The sequence below is a fragment of the Caulobacter sp. genome (assembly GCF_035254145.1).
In the GTDB taxonomy this organism is placed as follows: domain Bacteria; phylum Pseudomonadota; class Alphaproteobacteria; order Caulobacterales; family Caulobacteraceae; genus Caulobacter.
In genome coordinates this window covers 1-20,438 of sequence record NZ_DATFAV010000291.1, presented here as the reverse complement: position 1 = coordinate 20,438, position 20,438 = coordinate 1, and the positions used below count along the sequence as shown (strand labels likewise).

At 67.4% G+C, this 20,438-nt stretch carries 16 protein-coding genes, 4 tRNA genes and 1 pseudogene; 4 read left to right on the top strand and 17 right to left on the bottom strand.

Features of this window, described 5'->3' with window-relative positions; translation table 11 throughout:
* Positions 1–175 precede the first annotated feature (175 nt).
* The 13 genes from VJ655_RS17585 to VJ655_RS17525 form a co-directional block, all read right to left on the bottom strand.
* Positions 176–252 (bottom strand) — tRNA-Arg (locus tag VJ655_RS17585).
* A gap of 26 nt (positions 253–278) precedes the next feature.
* On the bottom strand, positions 279–584 hold the full coding sequence (locus VJ655_RS17580) for an ETC complex I subunit (protein ID WP_324113314.1): 306 nt from the start codon (positions 582–584) through the stop codon (positions 279–281).
* A 25-nt stretch (positions 585–609) separates the two neighbouring features.
* A tRNA-Pro gene (locus VJ655_RS17575) sits at positions 610–686 on the bottom strand.
* A 58-nt stretch (positions 687–744) separates the two neighbouring features.
* Positions 745–1,248 (bottom strand): DUF192 domain-containing protein, encoded by a 504-nt coding sequence (locus VJ655_RS17570; protein WP_324113312.1) that lies wholly within the window; start codon positions 1,246–1,248, stop codon positions 745–747.
* 98 nt (positions 1,249–1,346) lie between these two features.
* Complete coding sequence (gene cspD, locus VJ655_RS17565) at positions 1,347–1,940, bottom strand: stationary phase survival cold shock domain protein CspD (RefSeq protein ID WP_324113310.1); 594 nt, start codon at positions 1,938–1,940, stop codon at positions 1,347–1,349.
* A gap of 172 nt (positions 1,941–2,112) precedes the next feature.
* Positions 2,113–2,187: transfer RNA gene (locus VJ655_RS17560), tRNA-Glu, on the bottom strand.
* A gap of 45 nt (positions 2,188–2,232) precedes the next feature.
* Positions 2,233–2,307 (bottom strand) — tRNA-Glu (locus VJ655_RS17555).
* 144 nt (positions 2,308–2,451) lie between these two features.
* Positions 2,452–4,269 carry a single-stranded-DNA-specific exonuclease RecJ gene (gene recJ, locus VJ655_RS17550; RefSeq protein ID WP_324113316.1) on the bottom strand — a complete coding sequence of 606 codons (1,818 nt, stop codon included), beginning with the start codon at positions 4,267–4,269 and terminating at the stop codon, positions 2,452–2,454.
* Between the two features lie 66 nt (positions 4,270–4,335).
* Positions 4,336–5,313 carry a class 1 fructose-bisphosphatase gene (locus VJ655_RS17545; protein ID WP_324113308.1) on the bottom strand — a complete coding sequence of 326 codons (978 nt, stop codon included), beginning with the start codon at positions 5,311–5,313 and terminating at the stop codon, positions 4,336–4,338.
* 61 nt (positions 5,314–5,374) lie between these two features.
* On the bottom strand, positions 5,375–6,328 hold the full coding sequence (gene glpX / locus VJ655_RS17540; protein WP_324113307.1) for a class II fructose-bisphosphatase: 954 nt from the start codon (positions 6,326–6,328) through the stop codon (positions 5,375–5,377).
* A 74-nt stretch (positions 6,329–6,402) separates the two neighbouring features.
* Positions 6,403–7,692: a homoserine dehydrogenase gene (locus tag VJ655_RS17535; protein WP_324113306.1), complete on the bottom strand. Its 1,290-nt coding sequence runs from the start codon at positions 7,690–7,692 to the stop codon at positions 6,403–6,405.
* A 37-nt stretch (positions 7,693–7,729) separates the two neighbouring features.
* The gene (locus VJ655_RS17530) at positions 7,730–8,950 is read right to left on the bottom strand and encodes an LL-diaminopimelate aminotransferase (RefSeq protein WP_324113305.1); all 1,221 of its coding nucleotides are present in this window, start codon (positions 8,948–8,950) and stop codon (positions 7,730–7,732) included.
* A 112-nt stretch (positions 8,951–9,062) separates the two neighbouring features.
* Positions 9,063–9,500 carry a hypothetical protein gene (locus VJ655_RS17525; protein WP_324113303.1) on the bottom strand — a complete coding sequence of 146 codons (438 nt, stop codon included), beginning with the start codon at positions 9,498–9,500 and terminating at the stop codon, positions 9,063–9,065.
* Between the two features lie 89 nt (positions 9,501–9,589).
* Between VJ655_RS17525 and VJ655_RS17520 the strand changes: the two genes are divergently transcribed.
* A complete protein-coding gene (locus VJ655_RS17520) occupies positions 9,590–11,563 on the top strand; it encodes a class I poly(R)-hydroxyalkanoic acid synthase (protein ID WP_324113301.1) in 1,974 nt (657 codons plus the stop codon).
* Between the two features lie 10 nt (positions 11,564–11,573).
* On the opposite strand, the gene argC is transcribed toward VJ655_RS17520, so the two are convergent.
* From argC to rplM, 3 genes are all read right to left on the bottom strand, one after another.
* Entirely contained in the window at positions 11,574–12,527 is a 954-nt protein-coding gene (gene argC / locus VJ655_RS17515; protein ID WP_324113299.1) for an N-acetyl-gamma-glutamyl-phosphate reductase, read from the bottom strand.
* Positions 12,528–12,621: 94 nt separating this feature from the next.
* A complete protein-coding gene (gene rpsI / locus VJ655_RS17510) occupies positions 12,622–13,095 on the bottom strand; it encodes a 30S ribosomal protein S9 (protein WP_004624294.1) in 474 nt (157 codons plus the stop codon).
* 3 nt (positions 13,096–13,098) lie between these two features.
* The gene (rplM, locus tag VJ655_RS17505) at positions 13,099–13,572 is read right to left on the bottom strand and encodes a 50S ribosomal protein L13 (RefSeq protein WP_324113296.1); all 474 of its coding nucleotides are present in this window, start codon (positions 13,570–13,572) and stop codon (positions 13,099–13,101) included.
* A gap of 236 nt (positions 13,573–13,808) precedes the next feature.
* Between rplM and VJ655_RS17500 the strand changes: the two genes are divergently transcribed.
* The gene (locus VJ655_RS17500; RefSeq protein WP_324113294.1) at positions 13,809–15,209 is read left to right on the top strand and encodes an alkaline phosphatase PhoX; all 1,401 of its coding nucleotides are present in this window, start codon (positions 13,809–13,811) and stop codon (positions 15,207–15,209) included.
* A 722-nt stretch (positions 15,210–15,931) separates the two neighbouring features.
* Here the strand turns inward: VJ655_RS17500 and VJ655_RS17495 are convergent.
* A complete protein-coding gene (locus tag VJ655_RS17495) occupies positions 15,932–18,217 on the bottom strand; it encodes an NADP-dependent malic enzyme (protein WP_324113292.1) in 2,286 nt (761 codons plus the stop codon).
* A gap of 252 nt (positions 18,218–18,469) precedes the next feature.
* Between VJ655_RS17495 and dapB the strand changes: the two genes are divergently transcribed.
* A complete protein-coding gene (gene dapB, locus VJ655_RS17490; protein ID WP_324113290.1) occupies positions 18,470–19,258 on the top strand; it encodes a 4-hydroxy-tetrahydrodipicolinate reductase in 789 nt (262 codons plus the stop codon).
* 51 nt (positions 19,259–19,309) lie between these two features.
* Positions 19,310–20,438: pseudogene (locus tag VJ655_RS17485) on the top strand (hypothetical protein); the annotation flags it as partial.

Here is a 20,438-nt window from a genome sequence, read left to right as displayed (position 1 = left end):
ACAACGCCTCGGCCAGGAGAATTTCCGCAACGTAACGGCTGGCGAAGGCGCCGCCCAAGCTCCGCTCCTGCGGGGCGCCCGAAAAGCGCCGCCGGTTGTACGATTTTCCCAGATTTTCAAGCGTATGTTTGGCGGTCCCAGCGTGCTGGATCGTACTGTAGCGCAGAAACGGCGGTGGCGCGCCCTGCTGGATTCGAACCAGCGACCGCTCGCTTAGAAGGCGAGTGCTCTATCCAGCTGAGCTAAGGGCGCGAAGTGCCAAGTCTGAGGCGAGACCGCTAGTGGGTCCAGGGCTGCTTGCGGTTGGCCGCGAAATTGTCGGCGTAAGCCTTGATGATCCGCTTGGGAGTCTTGGGCTCGAACAACTGGAACGGGATCTCGTGGCGCTGGGCGTAGGCCACGGCCTCGTCGCGCGTCTCGAAGGTCAGGCGAATCTGACCGTTCATGTCGCTGGACTGGGTCCAGCCCATCAACGGATCGGACTTGCGGGCCGAGGCGGGCTCGAACTCCAGCACCCAGTCCTTGGTCTTGGCCTTGCCGGACTGCATGGCGTTCTTGGCGGGGCGATAGATGCGGGCCAGCATGGACCTCTCCCAAAGTACTTGCCGATGGTCGGAGCGGCAGGATTTGAACCTGCGACATCCTGGTCCCAAACCAGGCGCGCTACCAGACTGCGCTACGCTCCGAAACACCGGCAGGCGGCTGCTCTACAGGGGTTCTGCCCGCGGATCAACGATGGTCGCCTCAACCCTTGGGGAAGATCCTGTGCAGGACGCGATCTCCGGGCAGGATTCCCAGTTGCGCGGCCCGTCCGCCGGCGATTTCCAGCACGCCCAGCACCAGCCCCCCTGCCCCCAACGGCGTCTCGTCATGCGGTCTGGCGTTACGCACGATCGACAGGATCCGCCCGTCCGGCTGGATGAAGATGATGTCCAGCGGAATCAAGGTGTTCTTCATCCAATAGGCGGCCGGCTGGGGCCGCTTGTAGATGAAGAGCATCCCACGATCGGGCGCCAGCGACTTTCGGAACATCAGCCCCTTGGCCTGCTCGGCCCGAGTGGCGGCGATCTCGACCTGGAAGCGCGCGCGGCCGCGACTGGTGACCACCTCGACCGGCTCAAGCCCCGGCGCGGCCAGGGCCGCGCCGCTCCCGAACGCCCCCTGGAACGCCAAGCCTGCGCCAGCGAACAGCGCTCGCCTGTCGATCATTCGTCGTGTCACGCGCACCTCGTTCGGAGCCAAGTTCATAAGACGAGCTCTAAAGCCTAGAGCGCGTCGGACGAACGAGAACGCGGTTTCGTCGCCTGAACGCGCTCCAGGTATAGAAAGGCTCCAGGCGGCGAAAATCAGGCCTGGCCCGCGGTGATTTCCGCGACCACCAACCCCTTTGGGCCTCGGGCGAACCTCACCAGCACATCGTCGCCGGGCTGAAGATCTTCCAGACCGCCGCGCCGGAGCGTCTCGATATGCACGAAGATATCGCCCGGTTCGGCGTCGCGGATCACGAAGCCATAGCCCTTGGTCCGGTTGAACCATTTGACCTTGGCGTGTTCGGCCGGCCCCTCGGGCGTCAGAGCGCCGCGTCCGTGACCATTGCCGCCCAGGCTGTCTCGCCGCGGAGGACCGTCGGCGAAGGTTCGCCTCTGCCGCTCGATCGGCGCGGGCGCCGAGCTCTCGTCGAGATTGACGACCTCGCTGACCTGCCACCCCTTGGGCCTGCGCACCACGTCGCAGACGATCACCGCGCCTTCCATGGCCGTCTCGCGGCCGCAATTGCGCAGCGACGTCACATGAAGAAGCACGTCCTTCAGCCCGGTCTGCCCGGGATCATCGGGTACGATGAACCCATAGCCCTTGCCGGCGTCGAACCACTTCACCTTTCCGCTGATGCGCACGAACTCTTCGTGCGCGGCAGCGTCCTCGAAATCATAACCAGACATCCCACCCCTCTGGCTCGCCCAATCAGCCCATCGGAGCGAGCACTTCGAGAACAGTGTTCTCGCGTGGCGAGAACCGTCAATGACGAAATCGCGTCAAAGCGGCGCGCAAAGGCCATCCGCGACATTTCGCCGCAGGCACAATCCGGAAACAATTCTGAAATACAGCCGGGAATGGCAGTCCCTAGGGGAGTCGAACCCCTCTCTCCAGATTGAAAATCTGGCGTCCTAACCGATAGACGAAGGGACCACGTCACCGCCAGGGCGGAACATCGTCGGGATATGGCCTCGCGGGTGGCAGTCCCTAGGGGAGTCGAACCCCTCTCTCCAGATTGAAAATCTGGCGTCCTAACCGATAGACGAAGGGACCACGGCCCCGCGAGGAAGCGGGTGTATAGCCGCGCCGTTTGGGGCGCGCAACCCGCCGGAAAGCATTTTTTCGGTCCGTCCACATCCTCGACCGAGCCCCACGGAGGCGCGTGTCGCCGCCCCCTAGGCCTGAGCCTTCAAAAGCCTAGGACGTGTAGCGCGCCCTGGGGTCGTGGGCGTCCTCGATCTCCAGCTGGACGCCGTTGCGGCCCATATAGTCGTCGGGCTTCAACTTGCCCACGACGTCCAAGGCGCTTCCCCCCGCCAGCAGTCGCTGGCCGAGCGGCGTCTCGGCGCTACGCCAACTGATGGCCTTGATCCTGTCGCCCGTGGGGCCCACGAGGTCCAGACGCACGTGGCCGCCCTTCAAGGCCGAGACCCGGTCGGGCCGAACCTGGGTCAGGGCGAACATCGGCTCGGGATTGCCAGGGCCGAACGGCGCGAGGCGCTGGAAGTCATCGTGCAGGGCGCGGCTGGCCGCGCGTGGCTGGAGCAGGACGTCGATCTCGACGACTTCATCCCCCGCCGCCTCCATCTCGCCCGCCAAGCGTTCCTCGAGAAAGGCCCGAAACTCTGGGATCATCTCAGGACGGATCGACAGTCCGGCCGCCATGGCGTGCCCGCCCCCCGCCATCAGCAAACCGGCCTCGAACGCGGCCTGGATCGCGCGGCCCAGGTTGACGCCGGGCTGCGAACGGCCAGAGCCCTTGCCGACATTGGCCGCGCGGTCGACGCCGATGACCACCACGGGCTTGCGGTAGCGTTCGCGCAGGCGGCCGGCGACGATCCCGATCACGCCCGGATGCCAATCGTCGCCGGCGACGACGATCACAGGTGCGTCGGGATTGAAATTGCCGCGCTCGAGCATGGCCGCGGCCTCCTCGACCACGGCGGCCTCAACGGCCTTACGCTCAGTGTTGAGGCCGTCCAGCTCCTCGGCCAGCGCCCGAGCCTCCAGCGGGTCGTCGGTCGACAGCAGCCGCGCGCCGAGATCCGAGCGCCCGATGCGGCCGCCGGCGTTGATCCTGGGCCCCAGGATAAATCCGGCGTGGAACACGGACGGATCACCCGAGCCCTTGCCCACCTCGAACAGCGCCTTGAGGCCTGGATTGGCCCAGGCGCCCATGGTGCGCAAACCCAGAGTCGTCAGGGCGCGATTGAAGCCGACCAGCTGAGTGACGTCGCAGACCTCGCCCAAGGCCACCAGGTCCAGCCATTGGCGGGGATCCGGCTGCGGGCGATCCTCGGTGAACAGGCCGCGCTTGCGCGCCTCGCGGTTCAGGGCGGCCAGCAATACGAAAGTGACGCCGGCGGCGGCCAAGACCCCCTGCCCGCTCTGGCAACCGGGGCGGTTCGGATTGACCACGGCCGCGGCGGCGGGCGGATCCTCACGCATCAGGTGATGGTCGATGACCACGACCTCCAGGCCGATCTCGGCGGCGCTAGAGATCGCGTCGTAGGCCGCCGCGCCGCAGTCCAGGGTGACGACCAGCTCGGCCCCGCCCTCACGGATCTTGCGGAACGCGGCGGGGCTGGGGCCGTAGCCCTCCGTCAGGCGATCGGGAATGTAGATCGGCAACTCGACGCCCATGTGCCGGAACCAGCGAACCAGCTGGGCGGCGCTAGTGGCCCCGTCGACGTCGTAGTCGGCGAAGACCATCGTCGGCCTTCCCCGCTCCAGCGCGTCGATCAGGATTTCGGCGGCCCGGTCCATGTCGGTGAAGCTGGACGGATCAGGAAACAGCGCCTTCAGGGTCGGGCGCAGATAGTGCTCGGCCTGTTCCAGCGACACGCCGCGCGAAGCCAGGGCGCGCGCCAGGGGCTCGATCAGGCCGTGGCGCTGCTGGATCTCGCGCACGACGATGGGATCGGCGAACCGTTCGCGCCAGGCCCGGCCGCTCAGCGAGCGTTCGACGCCGAGAAAGGCGCTGGGAACGAAATTGGTGACACCGTCGGCGGCCATGGCGGCAGAGTATCCGGTCATGCGGATTCGCTCCATGCGCCGCCGCTACGACAGTCTCGGACGCTTTCAGCCCCGGAGCATTTCCGACCGCACGGCCTCGACCTCGTTGGCCGAACCCAGAACCACCGGCACGCGCTGGTGCAACTTGGTCGGCTGGATGTCGAGGATGCGCTCCACGCCGTCCGTGGCCTTGCCCCCGGCCCGCTCGACGACCAGGCCCATCGGATTGGCCTCGTACATCAGGCGCAGCTTGCCAGGCTTGCCAGGTTCGCGAGCGTCCCAGGGATACATGAAGACGCCGCCGCGCATCATGATGCGGTGGACGTCGGCCACCATCGAGGCGATCCAGCGCATGTTGAAGTTCTTGCCCCGCGGCCCGTCCTTGCCCTGCAGGCAGCCGTCGATATAGCGGCGCGTCGGCGCCGCCCAATGGCGCTGATTGGACATGTTGATCGCGAACTCGGCGGTGTCGGCCTTGACGCTCAGGTCGGGGTGGGTCAGCAGCCACGCCCCATCGGCGCTGAGGGTGAAGGCGTTCACGCCCGACGACAGCGTCAGGACCAGCATGGTCTGCGGCCCATAGACGGCATAGCCGGCGGCGACCTGGTTGCGTCCCGGTTGCAGGAAATCGGCTTCGGTCGGCGCATGGCCGCTCGGGGCTGGCAACACCGAGAAGATCGTACCCACGGAGACGTTGACGTCGATATTGCTTGAGCCGTCCAGCGGGTCGAAGGTGACGAGATAACCGCCCACGCGCCCCGTCGGCTCGATCTCCTCGAGCTCCTCCGAGGCCAGGCCCGCGACCGGCGTGCAGGCCTTCAGGGTGTCGCTCAGCATGTCGTTGGTGATGACGTCGAGCTTCTTCTGCTCCTCGTCCTGCACGTTCGTGCTGCCCGCCGCGCCCAGGCTGCCCGACAGGGCGCCGGAGGCGACCACGCGGCTGATCTGGGCGCAGGTCGCCGCGACCGTCCGGACCACGTCCTTCAGAGCGGCGTCCGCCGGCTCCGCCGCGAGCCATGCGGCCAAGTCGACAAAGGTGGTCATTCGAAACCTCAAACTGGAAAACAGAAGGCCGCCCCTATAGGACGGCCGCGACAGGAAGATCTCAGACCTTCCGCTTCATGCGGACTTCGCGAACCGTGCCCGTCGAGGAGTTCATCACCAGGGTGTGGGTGTGAACGCAGCCGTCGCGGTAAACGACGCCGTCGACCAGGCCGCCGCGCGTGACGCCGGTCGCGGCGAAGATCGCCTCGTCGCGGACGATCTCGTGCAGGTCGTACTTCTTGTCGAGATCCGTCACGCCCCACCGCGCGGCGCGGGCGCGTTCGTCGGCGTTGCGGAACAGAAGCCGCCCCTGGAATTGCCCGCCCACGCACTTGAGGGCCGCGCAGGCCAGGACGCCCTCGGGCGCGCCGCCGGAACCGAGATAGAGGTCGATGCCGGTCGAGGGGTCGGTGGTGTTGATAACCCCAGCCACGTCGCCGTCGGTGATCAGATGCACCCGCGCCCCGACCGAACGGACGCCGGCGATAATCTCGGCGTGGCGCGGACGGTCCAGGACGCAGACCGTGATCTCGGTCGGCGCGACGCCCTTGGCCTCGGCCAGCGCCTTGACGTTCTCGGCGGGCGACTTGTCCAGATCGATCACGCCCGCCGGAAGGCCCGGGCCGCAGGCGATCTTGTCCATATAGGTGTCGGGCGCGTTCAGCAGCGTGCCCTTCGGCGCCCAGGCCATGACCGTCAGGGCGTTGGGTTGAGCCTTGGCCGCCAGGGTCGTGCCCTCCAGCGGATCCAGGGCGATGTCGATCCGGGGTCCTTTGCCCGAGCCGACCTTCTCGCCGATGTAGAGCATCGGCGCTTCGTCGCGCTCGCCTTCGCCGATGACGATCTCGCCATCGATGTTCAATTCGTTCAGGGCGTTGCGCATGGCGTCGACGGCGGCCTGGTCGGCGGCCATCTCGTCGCCACGACCCAGCATCGTCCATGAGGCGATGGCGGCGGCCTCGGTCACGCGAACGGCGTCCAGGACCAGCGAGCGGTCCAGGGTGTTCGAACTCATCCGTCTCTCCCGGTCTCCGCGATCGGAGACCTTGTTCCCAATGTCGCCTTCAGCGCCCGGATTTTTCCAGGTCGTTAGATGCGCGCGACGCGCAGAAGGCGGGGACGCTCTAGCACGGTCTGCAGCTTTTCGATGCGGCTAATCGCGTCCAGCAGCTTCGATTCCGGGGTCGCGTGGGTAACGAGCACGATCGGCACGCCGCCCGCGCCATCGATGGGCTTTTGCAGGAAGCTGTCGATCGAAACGCCGCATTCGGCCAGGGTTTCCGAGATCGCGGCGATCACGCCGGGCTGATCCTGAACCATGATCCGCAGATAGGCCTTGCCGACGGAGCGGGCCGGATCGATGGCGATGAAGGGCTTCAGATCGCCGGCCGGCGCCTGGAAGACCGGGCGCACGGCGCGGGTCATCACATCGGCGATGTCGGCCGCCACGGCCGCGGCGGTTGGGCCAGCGCCGGCCCCGGGGCCCTGGATGAAGATCCGGCCGATCCGCGTGCCTTCGATGAACAGCGCGTTGAGCGCCCCGCCCGCCTGGGCCAGCGGGTGGTCCAGCGGGACCAGCGAGGGATGCACCTTCACGGCCACGCCGTCCTCGGACTTGGCGGCGCCGGCGATCAGCTTGATGCGATAGCCAAGGTCCTTGGCCAGCTTGATGTCGAGCAGGTCGACCTCGCTGACGCCCTCGATCTCGGCGGCTTCGAAGTTCGGAGCGCAGCCGAAGGCCAGGGCGGCCAGGATGCTGATCTTGTGGCCGGCGTCGAAGCCGCCGACGTCCATGGTCGGGTCGGCCTCGGCATAGCCCAGGCCTTGCGCCTCGCGCAGCACGTCGGCGAACGAGCGGCCGGTCTTCTCCATCTCGGACAGGATGAAGTTGCAGGTGCCGTTGAGGATGCCGGCGACGCTGATCACGTCGTCGCCGACCATGGCCTCGCGCAGCATCTTCACCGCCGGGGTGCCGCCCATGACGGCGGCTTCGAACAGCAGCGGCACGCCCTGGGATTCGGCCAGGGCGGCCAGCTCGGCGCCATGCACGGCGATCAGGGCCTTGTTGGCGGTGACCACCGGCTTGCCAGCCTTCAAGGCCGTCTCGACGGCGGCCTTGGCCGGACCGTCGGAACCGCCGATCAGTTCGACGAACAGGTCAACGTCCGGCGAGGCCGCCAGGGCCACCGGATCATCGAACCAGGCCAGTTTCGAGATGTCGACCGTACGCGGACGCGACTTGGAACGCGCCGAGACGGCGGTGACCACCGCCTTGTCGCCGGCCGGCGCGAAACCTGGACGCTCGGCCAGGAACTGCAGAAGGCCGCCGCCCACCGTGCCCAGGCCCGCGACGCCGACGCGCCAGGTCTTCTTCGTCATCTTCGAATCCTCGTTACGCCGTCGGGACAGGCCGCGCTCAGGCCTGTTCCATCTTGTTGTGGGCCTTGGCCAGGATGGAGTCGGCGTTGGCGATGAATTTCTTCACATTGCGCGCCGCCTGGCGGATGCGGTGCTCGTTCTCGACCAGACCGATGCGCACATAGCCCTCGCCGTATTCGCCGAAGCCGATGCCGGGGGCGACGGCGACGCCGGCTTCCTCGATCAGCAGGCGCGAGAACAGCATCGAGCCGGCCTCGCGATAGGGTTCGGGGATCTTGGCCCAGGCGAACATCGAGGCCGGCGGGTTCGGAATGTCCCAGCCCGCGCCCTTCATCGACTTGATCAGGGTGTCGCGGCGGCTCTTGTAGATGGCGCGGATCTCGTCGACGCAGTCCTGCGGGCCGTTCAGCGCCGTGGCCGCGGCCACTTGGACCGGCGTGTAGGCGCCGTAGTCGAGGTAGGACTTCACGCGAGCCAGCGCGGCGCAGATGCGAGCGTTGCCGACCACCATCCCCACGCGCCAGCCGGCCATGGCGTAGGTCTTCGACAGCGAATTGACCTCGACCGCGATATCCTTGGCGCCGTCCACCTGCAGCACCGACGGCGGCGGGTTGTTGTCGAAATAGATCTCGCCATAGGCCACGTCGCTGATGACCAGCAGGTCGTGCTTCTTCGCGAGCGCGATGGCGTCCTTGTAGAAGTCCAGGTCCACCCACTGGGCGGTCGGGTTCGACGGATAGGAGAGGATCATCACGCTGGGCGGGGGCACCGAGTGCTTCACCGCGCGGCTGATGTTGGACAGATATTCTTCCGGCGACAGGGCCGGCACGTGGCGGATGATGCCGCCGGCCATGATGAAGCCGAACGCGTGGATCGGATAGGCCGGGTTCGGGCAGATGATGACGTCGCCCGGGCCAGTCAGCGCCTGGGCCAGGTTGGCGAAGCCTTCCTTGGAGCCCAGGGTGGCGATCACCTCGGTGTCCGGATTCAGCTTCACGCCGAAGCGGCGGCCATAGTAGTTGGCCATGGCCTTGCGCAGGCCGGGGATGCCCTTCGACGCCGAATAGCGGCCGGCCTTGGGATCTCTGGCCGTCTCGATCAGCTTGTCGACGATGTGCTGGGGCGTGGGCATATCGGGATTGCCCATCCCGAAGTCGATGATGTCCGTGCCTTCGGCGCGCAGTCGCGCCTTGATCTTGTTGACCTCTTCGAAGACGTACGGCGGCAGACGGCGAATACGATGAAAATCGGTGCTCATGACGGCTCTATGCGCCGCTTCGGCGCTTTGGGAGCGAAAAGTCGGGCATGGATAGACCCCAAGCGGAGCCACGCCAAGCCGGTTGAAGGAAGATTATGCCTCCGTCGCCCGATCAGGGCTGTGACGGAGGCGCGCTAGCTCGGCCGCGAGCTGCGCGCGCGAAGGCTTCGGTGGCGGCGCGGTCGGCGTCGGTCGGCGCTTCGAAGGCCGGCGGCTTGACGTCGCGGCGCGCCTTGGCGGCGTAGGCCTCGGTGTCCTTGAGCTCCCAGGTCGACGGCGCGGTGGCGCGCGTCAGCGCCTCGCCAGCGGCCTGTTGCTGCGTGACAGCGGCCCGCATCTGGTCGGCGGTGGGGATATCGGTCGGGATCGCCGGAATTTCCGAGAGCTTGCGATGGGGTCCCTTCGCCCGCGCCGCAGCCGTGGCGGCGGCGGCCACGGGCGAACTCGGATCAACCGGCGCGGTCCTGAACGGGTTCGCACAGGCGCTCGCGCCGGCCGCCAAGCCGACGATCAGACCAAGACGCATGATTTTGCGGGTTTCGCCGTTCATCGGTTCTGGTCTTATGCGATGATCGCGGCGAGCGAAAGGCGTTCGGCGCTGCTTTTCGCGAACGGGCTTGGACAAGCGGAGGAAACCTCATGGCCACGACGAAGGCCGCCCCTAAGCCCCGGAAGAAAGCCGCTCCCAAGTCCGAAAAGGTCGGCGACAAGGCGAAAACTTCGTCGAAACAGGCCAGCGAGCCCAAGCAAGAGGCTGGACCATCGCCCGCGGGCGAATCAGCGAGCACGCCCGGCGCCGCCCCGCCCTTCCCCCCGTTCGAGCGCCTGCTGTCGCCTGAGCAGCTGAAGATGGTCGAAACGCTCTCGGCCAATCTCGCCAGGGCGGCGGTGACCGCCCAAGGCGCCATCGCCGAGGCCGCCCTGCGCCAGGCCGACCGCCCGGCGGCCCTGACGCCCGACCCGTTCCACGTCGCTCCGGCCCTGAATGAGGTGATGACCCGCCTGGCCGCGCAGCCCGACCGCATCATGCGGGCGCAGGCCGATCTGTTCGGCCAATACATGGATCTCTGGCAGTCCGCCGCCCGACGCGCGGCCGGCGAGAACGTCGCGCCCGTCGTCACGCCGGCGTCGGGCGACAAGCGCTTCAGCGATCCGGACTGGGCGACCAACCCGATGTTCGACCTGATGAAGCAGTCCTACCTGCTCTCGTCGAACTGGCTGAACAGCCTGGTCGCCGAGGTGGAGGGCGTGGATCCAGCCACCAAGCGGCGGGTCGAGTTCTTCACCAAGATGCTGACCGACGCCTTCTCGCCGTCGAACTTCCTGATGTCCAATCCCGCCGCCCTGCGCGAGGTCGTGCAGACCCGAGGACAAAGCCTCGTGCGCGGCATGGAGAACTTCGCCGCCGATCTCGAACGCGGAGACGGCCAACTCGCGATCAGCCAGACGGATCTGGCCAAGTTCAAGGTCGGCGAGAACGTCGCCACCGCGCCGGGCAAGGTCGTCTATCAGAACGACATCCTGCAGCTCCTGCAGTTCAACCCCAGCACGGAGACGGTCTGCGAGATCCCGCTGCTGATCTTCCCGCCGTGGATCAACAAGTTCTACATCCTGGATCTGCGGCCGGAGAACTCGATGATCCGCTGGCTGACCAGCCAGGGCTTCACGGTCTTCGTCGCCTCCTGGGTCAATCCGGACCGGAAGCTCGCCGACAAGACCTTCGAGGATTACATGTTCGAGGGCGTCTATGACGCCACCCAGCAGGTCATGGCCCAGTGCGGCGTCGATAAGGTCAACACCGTCGGCTACTGCATCGGCGGCACCCTGCTGTCGGTCGCCCTGGCCCACATGGCCGCCAAGGGCGACAAGCGGATCAATTCCGCGACCTTCTTCGCCGCCCAGCAGGACTTCGCCGAAGCGGGCGATCTCCTGCTGTTCACCAATGAGGAGTGGCTGAAGGCGATCGAGCAGCAGATGGACGCCGCCGGCGGCTTCCTGCCCAGCCAGTCGATGGCGGACACCTTCAACGCCTTGCGCGGCAACGACCTGATCTGGTCGTTCTTCGTCAGCAACTATCTGATGGGCAAGGAGCCGAGGCCGTTCGACCTTCTGTTCTGGAACGCCGACCAGACGCGGATGCCCAAGGCCCTGCACCTGTTCTATCTGCGCAACTTCTACAAGGACAACGCCCTCACCACCGGAAAGCTCGACCTGGGCGGAGAGCACCTGGACCTGTCGAAGGTGAAGGTTCCGATCTTCGTGCAGTCCTCCCGAGACGACCACATCGCGCCCTATCGCAGCGTCTATCGTGGCGCCAAGGCGTTCGGCGGGCCGACCACCTTCATCATGGCTGGATCGGGCCACATCGCCGGCGTGATCAACCATCCGGACGCGCGGAAGTACCAGTACTGGACCAACGACGCGCTTCCCGCCGACGTCGGCGCCTGGGTCGCCGGCGCGCAGGAGCACCCTGGCTCCTGGTGGCCGCATTGGGCGACCTGGCTGAAGGCGAAGTCCGGCAAGCAGGTTCCCGCCCGCGATCCCGCCAAGGGCCCGCTCAAGCCCCTGGAGGATACGCCCGGCAGCTTCGTGCTGGTGAAGTCTCAGCCGTGAGGCGGCGGGCTTAAAGGCCCGCGCGCTCGTCCAGTCCCAGGACGATGTTGAGGTTCTGAACCGCCGCTCCGGAAGCCCCCTTGCCCAGGTTGTCGAGCAGGGCCACCAGGCGCGCTTGGCCGCTGGTGTCCGAGCCGAACACGAACAGCTTCAGGCGGTTGGTGCCGTTCAGCCCTTCGGGATCCAGGGTCGTCAGGGACTTGGCCTCGTCGAGCGACGCGACCTCGACGAACGCCTCGCCCTTGTAGTGCTTGTCCAGGGCCGCATGGATGTCGGTCAGCGAAGGCGCGCCGTTCAGGGTCGAGAAGTGCAGCGGCAGCTCGACGATCATGCCTTGCCGATAGCGGCCCACCGCCGGCGTGAAGATCGGACGGCTCAGCAGCCCGCCGTGCTTCTGCATCTCGGCGACGTGCTTGTGGTTCAGCGACAGGCCATAGATCCGGTATGGGACCTTGGTGTAGTTCGGCGCGCTCTCGTCCTCGAACTCGGCGATCATCGCCTTGCCGCCGCCGCTGTAGCCCGAGACGGCGTTGTACGAGACCGGCAACTCGGCCGGCAGAATGCCCGCCGACACCAGCGGCCGCGTCAGGGCGATGGCCCCCGTCGGATAGCAGCCCGGATTGGAGATCCGCTTGGACGCGGCGATCTTGCCGCGCTGGTCCTTGTCCAGCTCGGCGAAGCCGTAGGCCCAGTCCTCGGCCGTGCGGTAGGCGGTCGAGGCGTCGATGACGACCGTCTCGGGGTTCGAGATCAGCGACACCGCTTCCTTGGCCGCGTCGTCGGGCAGGCACAGGATCACGGCGTCGGCGCTGTTCAGCATCTCGGCGCGAGCGTCGGCGTCCTTGCGCTTGTCCGGATCGATCGAGACCAGCTGCAGGTCGGTGCGGCCGACCAGGCGCTCGCGGATCTGCAGGCCGGTGGTGCCGGCTTCGCCGTCGATGAAGACCTTGGGGGCGTTCGCCATGGCGCGCTCCAATCCAGACAGGGGAACAAAAGACCAAGAAAAAGGGCGCTTCGGATGACCGAAGCGCCCTCTTCCAATCGCGTACGAACCGCGACTAGCGCTTCGAGAACTGGAAGCTGCGGCGGGCCTTGGCCTTACCGTACTTCTTACGCTCGACGACGCGGCTGTCGCGGGTCAGGAAGCCGTGCGGCTTCAGGACCGGGCGCAGGCCGGGCTCGTAATAGGTCAGGGCCTTCGACAGGCCGTGGCGGATGGCGCCGGCTTGGCCCGACAGGCCCGAGCCTTCGACCGTCACGACGACGTCGAATTGACCGAGGCGATCGGTCACTTCCAGGGGCTGGGCGATCATCATGCGCAGCACCGGACGGGCGAAATAGACTTCCTGGTCACGACCGTTGATCGTGATCGAGCCCTTGCCCGGCTTGATCCAGACGCGAGCGATCGCGTTCTTGCGCTTGCCGGTCGCGTAGGCGCGGCCTTGGGCGTCGATCTTCGGTTCGGCCGGGGCGGCCGCTTCCGGGTTGCTGGACAGGCTGGCCAGCGCGTCAAAGCCTTGAGCGTCAGTCATAGCTTAGAGGCTCCGGATGTTCTTGGCGTTGCGGCCCGCGAAGTCGACGACTTCGGGGTTTTGCGCTTGGTGCGGGTGCTCACCGTTGTTGTAGATGAGCAGGTGGGTCAGCTGCTTGCGAGCCAGCGGGCTCTCCTTGGGCAGCATGCGCTCGACGGCCTTCTCCAGGACGCGTTCCGGGAACTTGCCGCCCAGCACCTTGCGCGGGGTGGTTTCCTTGACGCCGCCCGGGTGACCGGTGTGACGGTAGTAGACCTTGTCGTCCAGCTTCTTGCCAGTGAACTTCACCTTGTCGGCGTTGATCACGACGACGAAGTCGCCGCAGTCGACGTGCGGGGTGTAGTCAGGACGGTGCTTGCCGCGAAGACGCATGGCGATGAACGTCGCCAGACGGCCGACAACGGCGTTCTCGGCGTCGACCACGATCCACTTCTTCTCGACCTCGGCTGGCTTCAAGGAAGCCGTGATCTTCTGCATGGGATTGATCCGTAATTTCTAGGCGTCCGACCCCGAGAAATCCGGTTTCGTCCGTGTGAGGCGCGGCATGTACGGGAGGGCTCGCGAGCTGTCAACAACAGCGATGCGGAAAACTTACAAACACAAGTAAAAACAATACGATAGATGATACGGTAACATAATACCTCATCATCGTTCTCAAACCGTCATGAAAGACGGGCATAGCCCTTGGCGTTACATTTTAACAGGGGCGTTCCATGACCTTCTCCCGCCGCGGTTTCCTGGGCGCTACCGCCACCAGCCTGGCCTTCGCCGCCTTCTCCGCCCGCGCGCAAGAAGAGGCCGTCGAGGCCGAGACCTATCTGAACGAGGTCGAGGGCTATGGCGCGCTGATCCCCGATCCCAAAGGCCTGCTCGATCTGCCGGCGGGCTTCCGTTACCAGGTCATCTCCCAGGCCGGCGAGACGATGAGCGATGGCCTGCTGGTTCCCGGCAAGGCCGACGGCATGGGCTGTTTCCCCGTCGACGCCGAGCGGGTCATGCTGGTGCGCAACCACGAGCTTTCGGTCAGCGACATCCACAACGGCGCCTTTGGCCTGAGCGAGCGCCTGGTCGATCGCATCGACCGCTCCAAGGTCTGGGACTTCCAGAACGGCCAGCGCCCCTTGCCCGGCGGCACGACGACCCAGCTCTACAATCTGAAGACCCGCCAGACCGAGCGGCAGCATCTGTCCCTGGCGGGCACCATCGTCAACTGCGCGGGCGGCGTCACGCCGTGGGGCTCGTGGCTGACCTGCGAGGAGACGACGCTGGACGCCGGCCTGGAGGTCGGCAAGGACCACGGCTGGGTCTTCGAGGTGCCGGCGGCGCATGTGGGCCTCGTCCAGCCGGTGGCGCTGAAGGGCCTGGGGCGCTTCAAGCACGAGGCCGCCTGCATCGACCCGCGCACGGGCGTCGTCTACCTGACCGAGGACGTCGCCGACGGGCTCTTCTACCGCTTCCTGCCGAACGATCGCCGCAACCTGGCCGCCGGCGGTCGTCTCCAGGCCCTTGGGCTGACTGAAGCGCCCGAAGGGAGCGATACGCGGAACCAGGAAGAGAAGTCCTTCCCGATCGGCGCCACGAAGGCCGTGCGCTGGATCGACCTGGACGGCGTCGACAACCCTTATGACGACCTGCGCCGTCGCGGCCACGCCAAGGGCGCGGCGGTGTTCTGCCGGGGCGAAGGCGTGTTCTTCGGCCGAGGCGAGCTCTATTTCGCCTGCACCGCCGGGGGCGCGGCGGGATCGGGCCAGATTTTCCGCTACGTTCCCTCCGCCGCCGAAGGCCAGGCCGGCGAAAAGGACCAGCCCGGTAGGCTGCAGCTGTTCGTCGAGAGCCAGAACGACCGGGTGCTGGACTATGCCGACAATCTGGTCGTGGCGCCGTGGGGCCACGTGATCGTCTGCGAGGACCGCTATTCGGACACCCTGCGCAACCACCTGCGGGGCGTGACGCCCCAGGGCAAGGTCTACACCCTGGGTCGCAACGTCTTCACGGGCAATTCGGAGTTCGCCGGCGCCTGCTTCTCGCCCGATGGCGGCACGATGTTCGTCAACGTCCAGAACCCGGGGATCACCCTGGCGATCACCGGGCCTTGGGCGAGCGTGAAGGCTTAGAGCGGGGGTCATGCGTCGTCGTCCTCACGCGGCTGGCCGCTGAAGGTGATGGAAGGGACGCGGAGCGCCGGACATCCGTCCGGAGGTTTGAAGTGTGAGTACCGTTTCGACGAAGCCAGGACGCTCCGCGTGGTTCGTTATCCGGTGAGCCCGCGAGGCGCGGGGTTTTAACCCGCTCTCGCCGCTAGGCCCCCGACGGGCGGGCCGGGGCGACGACCCCGGTCCCGGAACGCCCGGGCGATTTCAGCCCGGACCTATCGCGTTCGCCGAAGCCTTCGCCGCCAGCCTTTCGTCCCGATGTTTCAGGGAGCCCGTGCTGGATCCGTCGCGAAGACGCCTTCCCGAAGGAAGACCGGCGAGCGCTTCCCGCTCGACCACCCCTGACGGCCGTCACGATCGCCGGCCGGACGTCCCTTCCGCGCCATCAGGTGAGGAACAGTATGGGGGCGGGATTCAACGCGGATCATTCGGAAGCGCGTAAAAGAGAGAAGTTATTGATTTCGTTGGGATTGGTGGCGCGAGTTCCGGGGATAGGCCGCCGCCAATCCCCATGAAATCCTCCCCGCTGGGGGAGGATTGAGGCGCCCAGGCAAGGGCCGGCCGGCGTCCCGAGGGGAGGACGCCGGCCGGAGGGCTTACGCGTCGGCTGAACTTTCGCCGACAGATCAAAGATGGGGCGCGGCGTCGCCGGCGACAGGCCGTGCGACGCCCTGTCGCGGCGCCTATTCGGCGTCGTCCTCCACCGGCTGTTCGTAGGCCGCCATCATGGCCATGTTCAGGATCTTCGACACCGAGGCCGACAGCGGCGCGATCTGCACCGACTTGGACAGGCCCAGCAGCATCGGGCCGATCACCGTGGCGCCGCCCAGCGACTGCACCAGCTTGGTCGAGATCGAGGCGGCGTGGATGGCCGGCATGATCAGGATGTTGGCGCTGTCGGTCAGGCGCATGAACGGATAGTTGGCGCGGCGTTCGGGATCCAGCGCCAGCTCCGGCGGCATTTCGCCCTCGTATTCGAAGTCGACGTCCATCTCGTCGAGCATGGCCACGGCCTCGCGCACCTTCTCCGAGCGCAGGCCCATCGGGTTGCCGAAGGTCGAATAGCTCATGAAGGCCACCCGCGGCTTGAAGCCCAGGCGGCGGACGGCGCGGGCCGCCTCGCAAGCGATCTCGACCAGCTCCTCGGCCTCGGGCAGCTCGGTGACGTTGGTGTCGGCCACGAAGATCGTGCGGCCCTTGGCCAGCACCACCGACATGCCCATGATCCGGCCGCCGGGGGCGGGATCGACGACGCGCAGCACCTCCTCCAAGGCCTGGTCGAAACTGCGGGTGACGCCGGTGACCATGCAGTCGGCCTCGCCCAGGGTGACCATGGAGGCGGCGAAGCTGTTGCGGTCCTGGTTGATCAGGCGCTGGACGTCGCGCTTCAGATAGCCCTGGCGCTGCAGCCGGGCGTAGAGGGCGTCGACATAGTCGGGATTGCGGTCCGACAGGCGGGCGTTGACGATCTCCAGGCCGGCCGTTTCCGGATCCAGGCCCACGAGCCTCATGTTCTCGTGCACCAGGTTCTCGCGGCCGCACAGAATGGCCGGGCCGTAGCCGCCGCTCTGATAGGCGTAGGCCGCGCGGATGACGCTGGGGTCCTCGCCCTCGGCGAAGACGATGCGCTTGGGATTGGCCTGCACCGAGCCGGAAATCTTCTGCAGGAAGCCGGCGGTGGGGTCGAGCCGTTGGGCCAGGCTGGCGCGATAGGCGTCCATGTCGGCGATCGGCTTGCGGGCCACGCCGGTGTCCATGGCCGCCTGGGCCACGAACGGCGGCACGTACCAGATCAGGCGCGGGTCGAAGGCCGAGGGGATGATGTAGTTGGGGCCGAACTTCAGCTGGCGGCCGTGATAGGCGGCGGCCACTTCATCCGGCACGTCCTCGCGCGCCAGCATCGCCAGCGCCTGGGCGCAGGCGATCTTCATCTCGTGGTTGACGCGCTTGGCCCGCACGTCCAGGGCGCCGCGGAAGATGTAGGGGAAGCCAAGGACGTTGTTGACCTGGTTGGGATAGTCGCTGCGGCCGGTGCCCATGATGGCGTCCTTGCGCACGGCGTGGACCTCCTCGGGCGTGATCTCCGGATCGGGGTTGGCCATGGCGAAGATGACCGGGTTGGGGGCCATCGAGGCGATGATCTCGGGCGTGAAGGCGCCCTTGGCGGACAGGCCCAGCAGCACGTCGGCGCCGGCGACGGCCTCGGCCAGGGTGCGCTTGTCGGTCTTGACCGCGTGGGCGCTCTTCCACTGGTTCATGCCTTCGGTGCGGCCCTGGTAGAGCACGCCCTTGCTGTCGACGGCGATGCAGTTCTCGGGGCGCACGCCCATGGCCTTGATCAGCTCCAGCGAGGCGATGCCCGCCGCGCCCGGACCGTTCAGCACGACCTTCACGTCCTCCAGCTTCTTGCCGGTGATGTGGCAGGCGTTGATCAGGCCGGCGGCGCAGATGATGGCGGTGCCGTGCTGGTCGTCGTGGAACACCGGGATGTCGAGCAGCTCCTGCAGCTCGGTCTCGATGCGGAAGCATTCGGGGCTCTTGATGTCCTCCAGATTGATGCCGCCGAAGGTGACGCCGATGTTCTTGACCACCGTGATGATCTCGTCGGCGTCCTTGGAGCTGACCTCGATGTCGATCGAGTCGACGTCGCCGAAGCGCTTGAAGAGGACGCTCTTGCCCTCCATCACCGGCTTGGAGGCCAGGGCCCCCAGGTCGCCCAGACCCAGGATCGCGGTGCCGTTCGAGATCACCGCCACCAGGTTGCCCTTGGAGGTGTAGTCGTAGGCCGCGTCCGGATTGGCGGCGATGGCGTGGACCGGCACGGCGACGCCGGGCGAATAGGCCAGCGACAGGTCGCGCTGGGTGGCCATTGGCTTGGTCGGCACGATAGCGATCTTGCCGGGGGTCGGATAGCGATGGAAGGCCAGGGCCTCCGCATCCGTGAAGGTCTTGCGTTCCGCGTCGCTCATCCGGCGTTTCCCATTCCTGCTGCGCAAGTTGATAGAGAGGCGCGCCGTGCGATGCGATCGCGCCCTTATGCGACGGCACCGTAGCGGCCGGGAACCGGCGTCACAACCGGTCAGAGGTTGGAAAAGTCCAGCAAACGCTTGTTGGGCTTGGCGTTGCGTCAACCTCGCTGACCTTATGGTAAGCTTGCGCGAGGTTGACCTGCGGGGCCTGGATGGGCGATCAGCAGGGGTCGCGCCTGAGAGGAAGTTCAAGTGTCCCAGCCCGTGAAGATCGCCGTCGCCGGCGCCCTCGGCCGCATGGGCCAGGCCGTGATCCAGGTTCTGGAAGGACGCGCCGACGTCGTTCTGGCCGCCCGCTTCGACCGTCCCGGGGCCACCGGCGAGCACCTGGTCAGCGCCGACGCGGCCCTGGCCGCCGCCGACGCGGTGATCGACTTCACCCTGCCCGAGGCCTCGGCCCTGCTGGCCGAAGCCGCCGCCGCCCGCGCCGTCCATCACGCCCACGCGCCCGCCCTGGTCATCGGCTCGACCGGCTTTTCGCCCGAGCAGCTGGCGCGGATCGAAGCGGCCGCGAGCAAGGTGGCCATCGTCCGTTCCGGGAATTATTCGCTGGGGGTCAACATGCTGATGGGCCTGGTGCGCCAGGCCGCCGCGGCCCTGCCGGCCTCGGACTGGGATGTCGAGGTCTTCGAGGCCCACCACAAGCGCAAGATCGACGCGCCCTCCGGCACGGCCCTGATGCTGGGCGAGGCGGCCGCGCAAGGACGGGGCGTGGATCTCGCCGCCGTCGCCGATCGGGCCCGTGACGGCGTCACCGGGCCGCGCCAGGACGGCGCGATCGGCTTCTCGGTCGTGCGCGGCGGCGGGATCGTCGGCGAGCACAGCGTGATCTTCGCCGGCGAGTCCGAGACCTTGACCCTGTCGCACTCGGCCATCGACCGGGGGCTGTTCGCGCGGGGCGCGGTCGCCGCCGCCGCCTGGGCCAAGGGAAGGCCGCCTGGCCTCTACGACATGCAGGACGTGCTCGGTTTTTCGAGTTAGGCGTTTAAGCTGAGCCGGGGGGCTTCAAAGGGATCTAGACTTCAGGACCTGATGGCCGAGCCTGCGACCGCCCCCGCCGCCGAATCCCCGCCCAAGGAGGCCTTGAACCGGCGTGACCGGCTGATCGACCTCGGCCTCGAGGCCGTTTCGCTGTCGATGCTCGCCTTCATCGCCACTGGCCTGGTGGTCTGGTCGGGCCGGCGCGAGATCAGCCGCGAACTGGCCGAGAGCTGGCTGCGCGACCATGGGATCGAGGCCGCCGTCGAGCTTGACGACCTGGACGCCACCGGCTTTTCCGGCCGGATCCGGCTGGGCGCGCGCGACAATCCCGTCTTCGCCGCCGACCGGCTGGAGGTGGCCTACGATCTGGCCGTCCCCTGGAACGGCGAGCGGTTCGGCATCCAGACCAAGGCGGTGCGGCTGGTGCGCCCGCGCATCATGGCCAGCGTCGACGACAAGGGCCAGGTGCGCTTCGGCGCCCTGCAGCCGTTGATCGACGAGGCGCTGAAGGCGCCGAGGAAGCCCAATGTCCCGGGGCCGGCGATCCTGGTCGAGGACGCGCGGCTGGACCTGTCGACCCCTGGCGGGCGCGTCCGCCTGACCGGCGACGCCAGCCTGGACGACGGCCAGTTGCTGCGCCTGGACGGACGGGTGGCCCCGCTGCGCTACGCGGTGCGCGACCTGGCGATCGACAGCAAGGGCGCCAGCGTCTCGGCCCGCAAGCGCGGCGACCGCCTGACCGTCGAGGTCTCGCTGGCGATCGACAGCCTGGCCGCCCCGGCCGCCGACCTCTCCGAAGCCGTCGCCAAGCTGTCGGCCGACCTGCCCTATCCCGACCTCGCGCGGATGGCGGCCAGCGGGCCGCTGGAGGCGCGGCTGTCGGTGCGGGCCGAGGACGGCCGGGTCGGCGAGGCCCAGGCGCGTGACGTGGCCGGCGACATGAGCCTGACCGGCAGGATCGACGGCCGGCTGGACGCCTTCGCCTTCCTGGGGCGTTCGCGGGGCGCCGTGCGCGGCGAGCGCCTATCGGCCCCGTCGCTGGACGCCCGGACCGCGAGCCTGGCCCTGGACGCGACGCGGATCGTCCTGGACCATCGCGCGGGACGGACCACGGCGCGCGGCGCGGCCCAGGCCGATCTCGGCGCGAGCCAGGCCCTGGCGGGCGGCGTGGCGGCGGGCG

Excerpts from the sequence above, each read along its gene's own strand:
- VJ655_RS17580 (WP_324113314.1), bottom strand. The coding sequence starts at position 584 with ATGCTGGCCCGCATCTATCGCCCCGCCAAGAACGCCATGCAGTCCGGC.
- VJ655_RS17570 (WP_324113312.1), bottom strand. The coding sequence starts at position 1,248 with ATGAACTTGGCTCCGAACGAGGTGCGCGTGACACGACGAATGATCGAC.
- cspD (WP_324113310.1), bottom strand. The coding sequence starts at position 1,940 with ATGTCTGGTTATGATTTCGAGGACGCTGCCGCGCACGAAGAGTTCGTG.
- recJ (WP_324113316.1), bottom strand. The coding sequence starts at position 4,269 with ATGGCCGCCGACGGTGTCACCAATTTCGTTCCCAGCGCCTTTCTCGGC.
- VJ655_RS17545 (WP_324113308.1), bottom strand. The coding sequence starts at position 5,313 with ATGACCACCTTTGTCGACTTGGCCGCATGGCTCGCGGCGGAGCCGGCG.
- glpX (WP_324113307.1), bottom strand. The coding sequence starts at position 6,328 with ATGAGTTCGAACACCCTGGACCGCTCGCTGGTCCTGGACGCCGTTCGC.
- VJ655_RS17535 (WP_324113306.1), bottom strand. The coding sequence starts at position 7,692 with ATGACGAAGAAGACCTGGCGCGTCGGCGTCGCGGGCCTGGGCACGGTG.
- VJ655_RS17530 (WP_324113305.1), bottom strand. The coding sequence starts at position 8,950 with ATGAGCACCGATTTTCATCGTATTCGCCGTCTGCCGCCGTACGTCTTC.
- VJ655_RS17525 (WP_324113303.1), bottom strand. The coding sequence starts at position 9,500 with ATGAACGGCGAAACCCGCAAAATCATGCGTCTTGGTCTGATCGTCGGC.
- VJ655_RS17520 (WP_324113301.1), top strand. The coding sequence starts at position 9,590 with ATGGCCACGACGAAGGCCGCCCCTAAGCCCCGGAAGAAAGCCGCTCCC.
- argC (WP_324113299.1), bottom strand. The coding sequence starts at position 12,527 with ATGGCGAACGCCCCCAAGGTCTTCATCGACGGCGAAGCCGGCACCACC.
- rpsI (WP_004624294.1), bottom strand. The coding sequence starts at position 13,095 with ATGACTGACGCTCAAGGCTTTGACGCGCTGGCCAGCCTGTCCAGCAAC.
- rplM (WP_324113296.1), bottom strand. The coding sequence starts at position 13,572 with ATGCAGAAGATCACGGCTTCCTTGAAGCCAGCCGAGGTCGAGAAGAAG.
- VJ655_RS17500 (WP_324113294.1), top strand. The coding sequence starts at position 13,809 with ATGACCTTCTCCCGCCGCGGTTTCCTGGGCGCTACCGCCACCAGCCTG.
- VJ655_RS17495 (WP_324113292.1), bottom strand. The coding sequence starts at position 18,217 with ATGAGCGACGCGGAACGCAAGACCTTCACGGATGCGGAGGCCCTGGCC.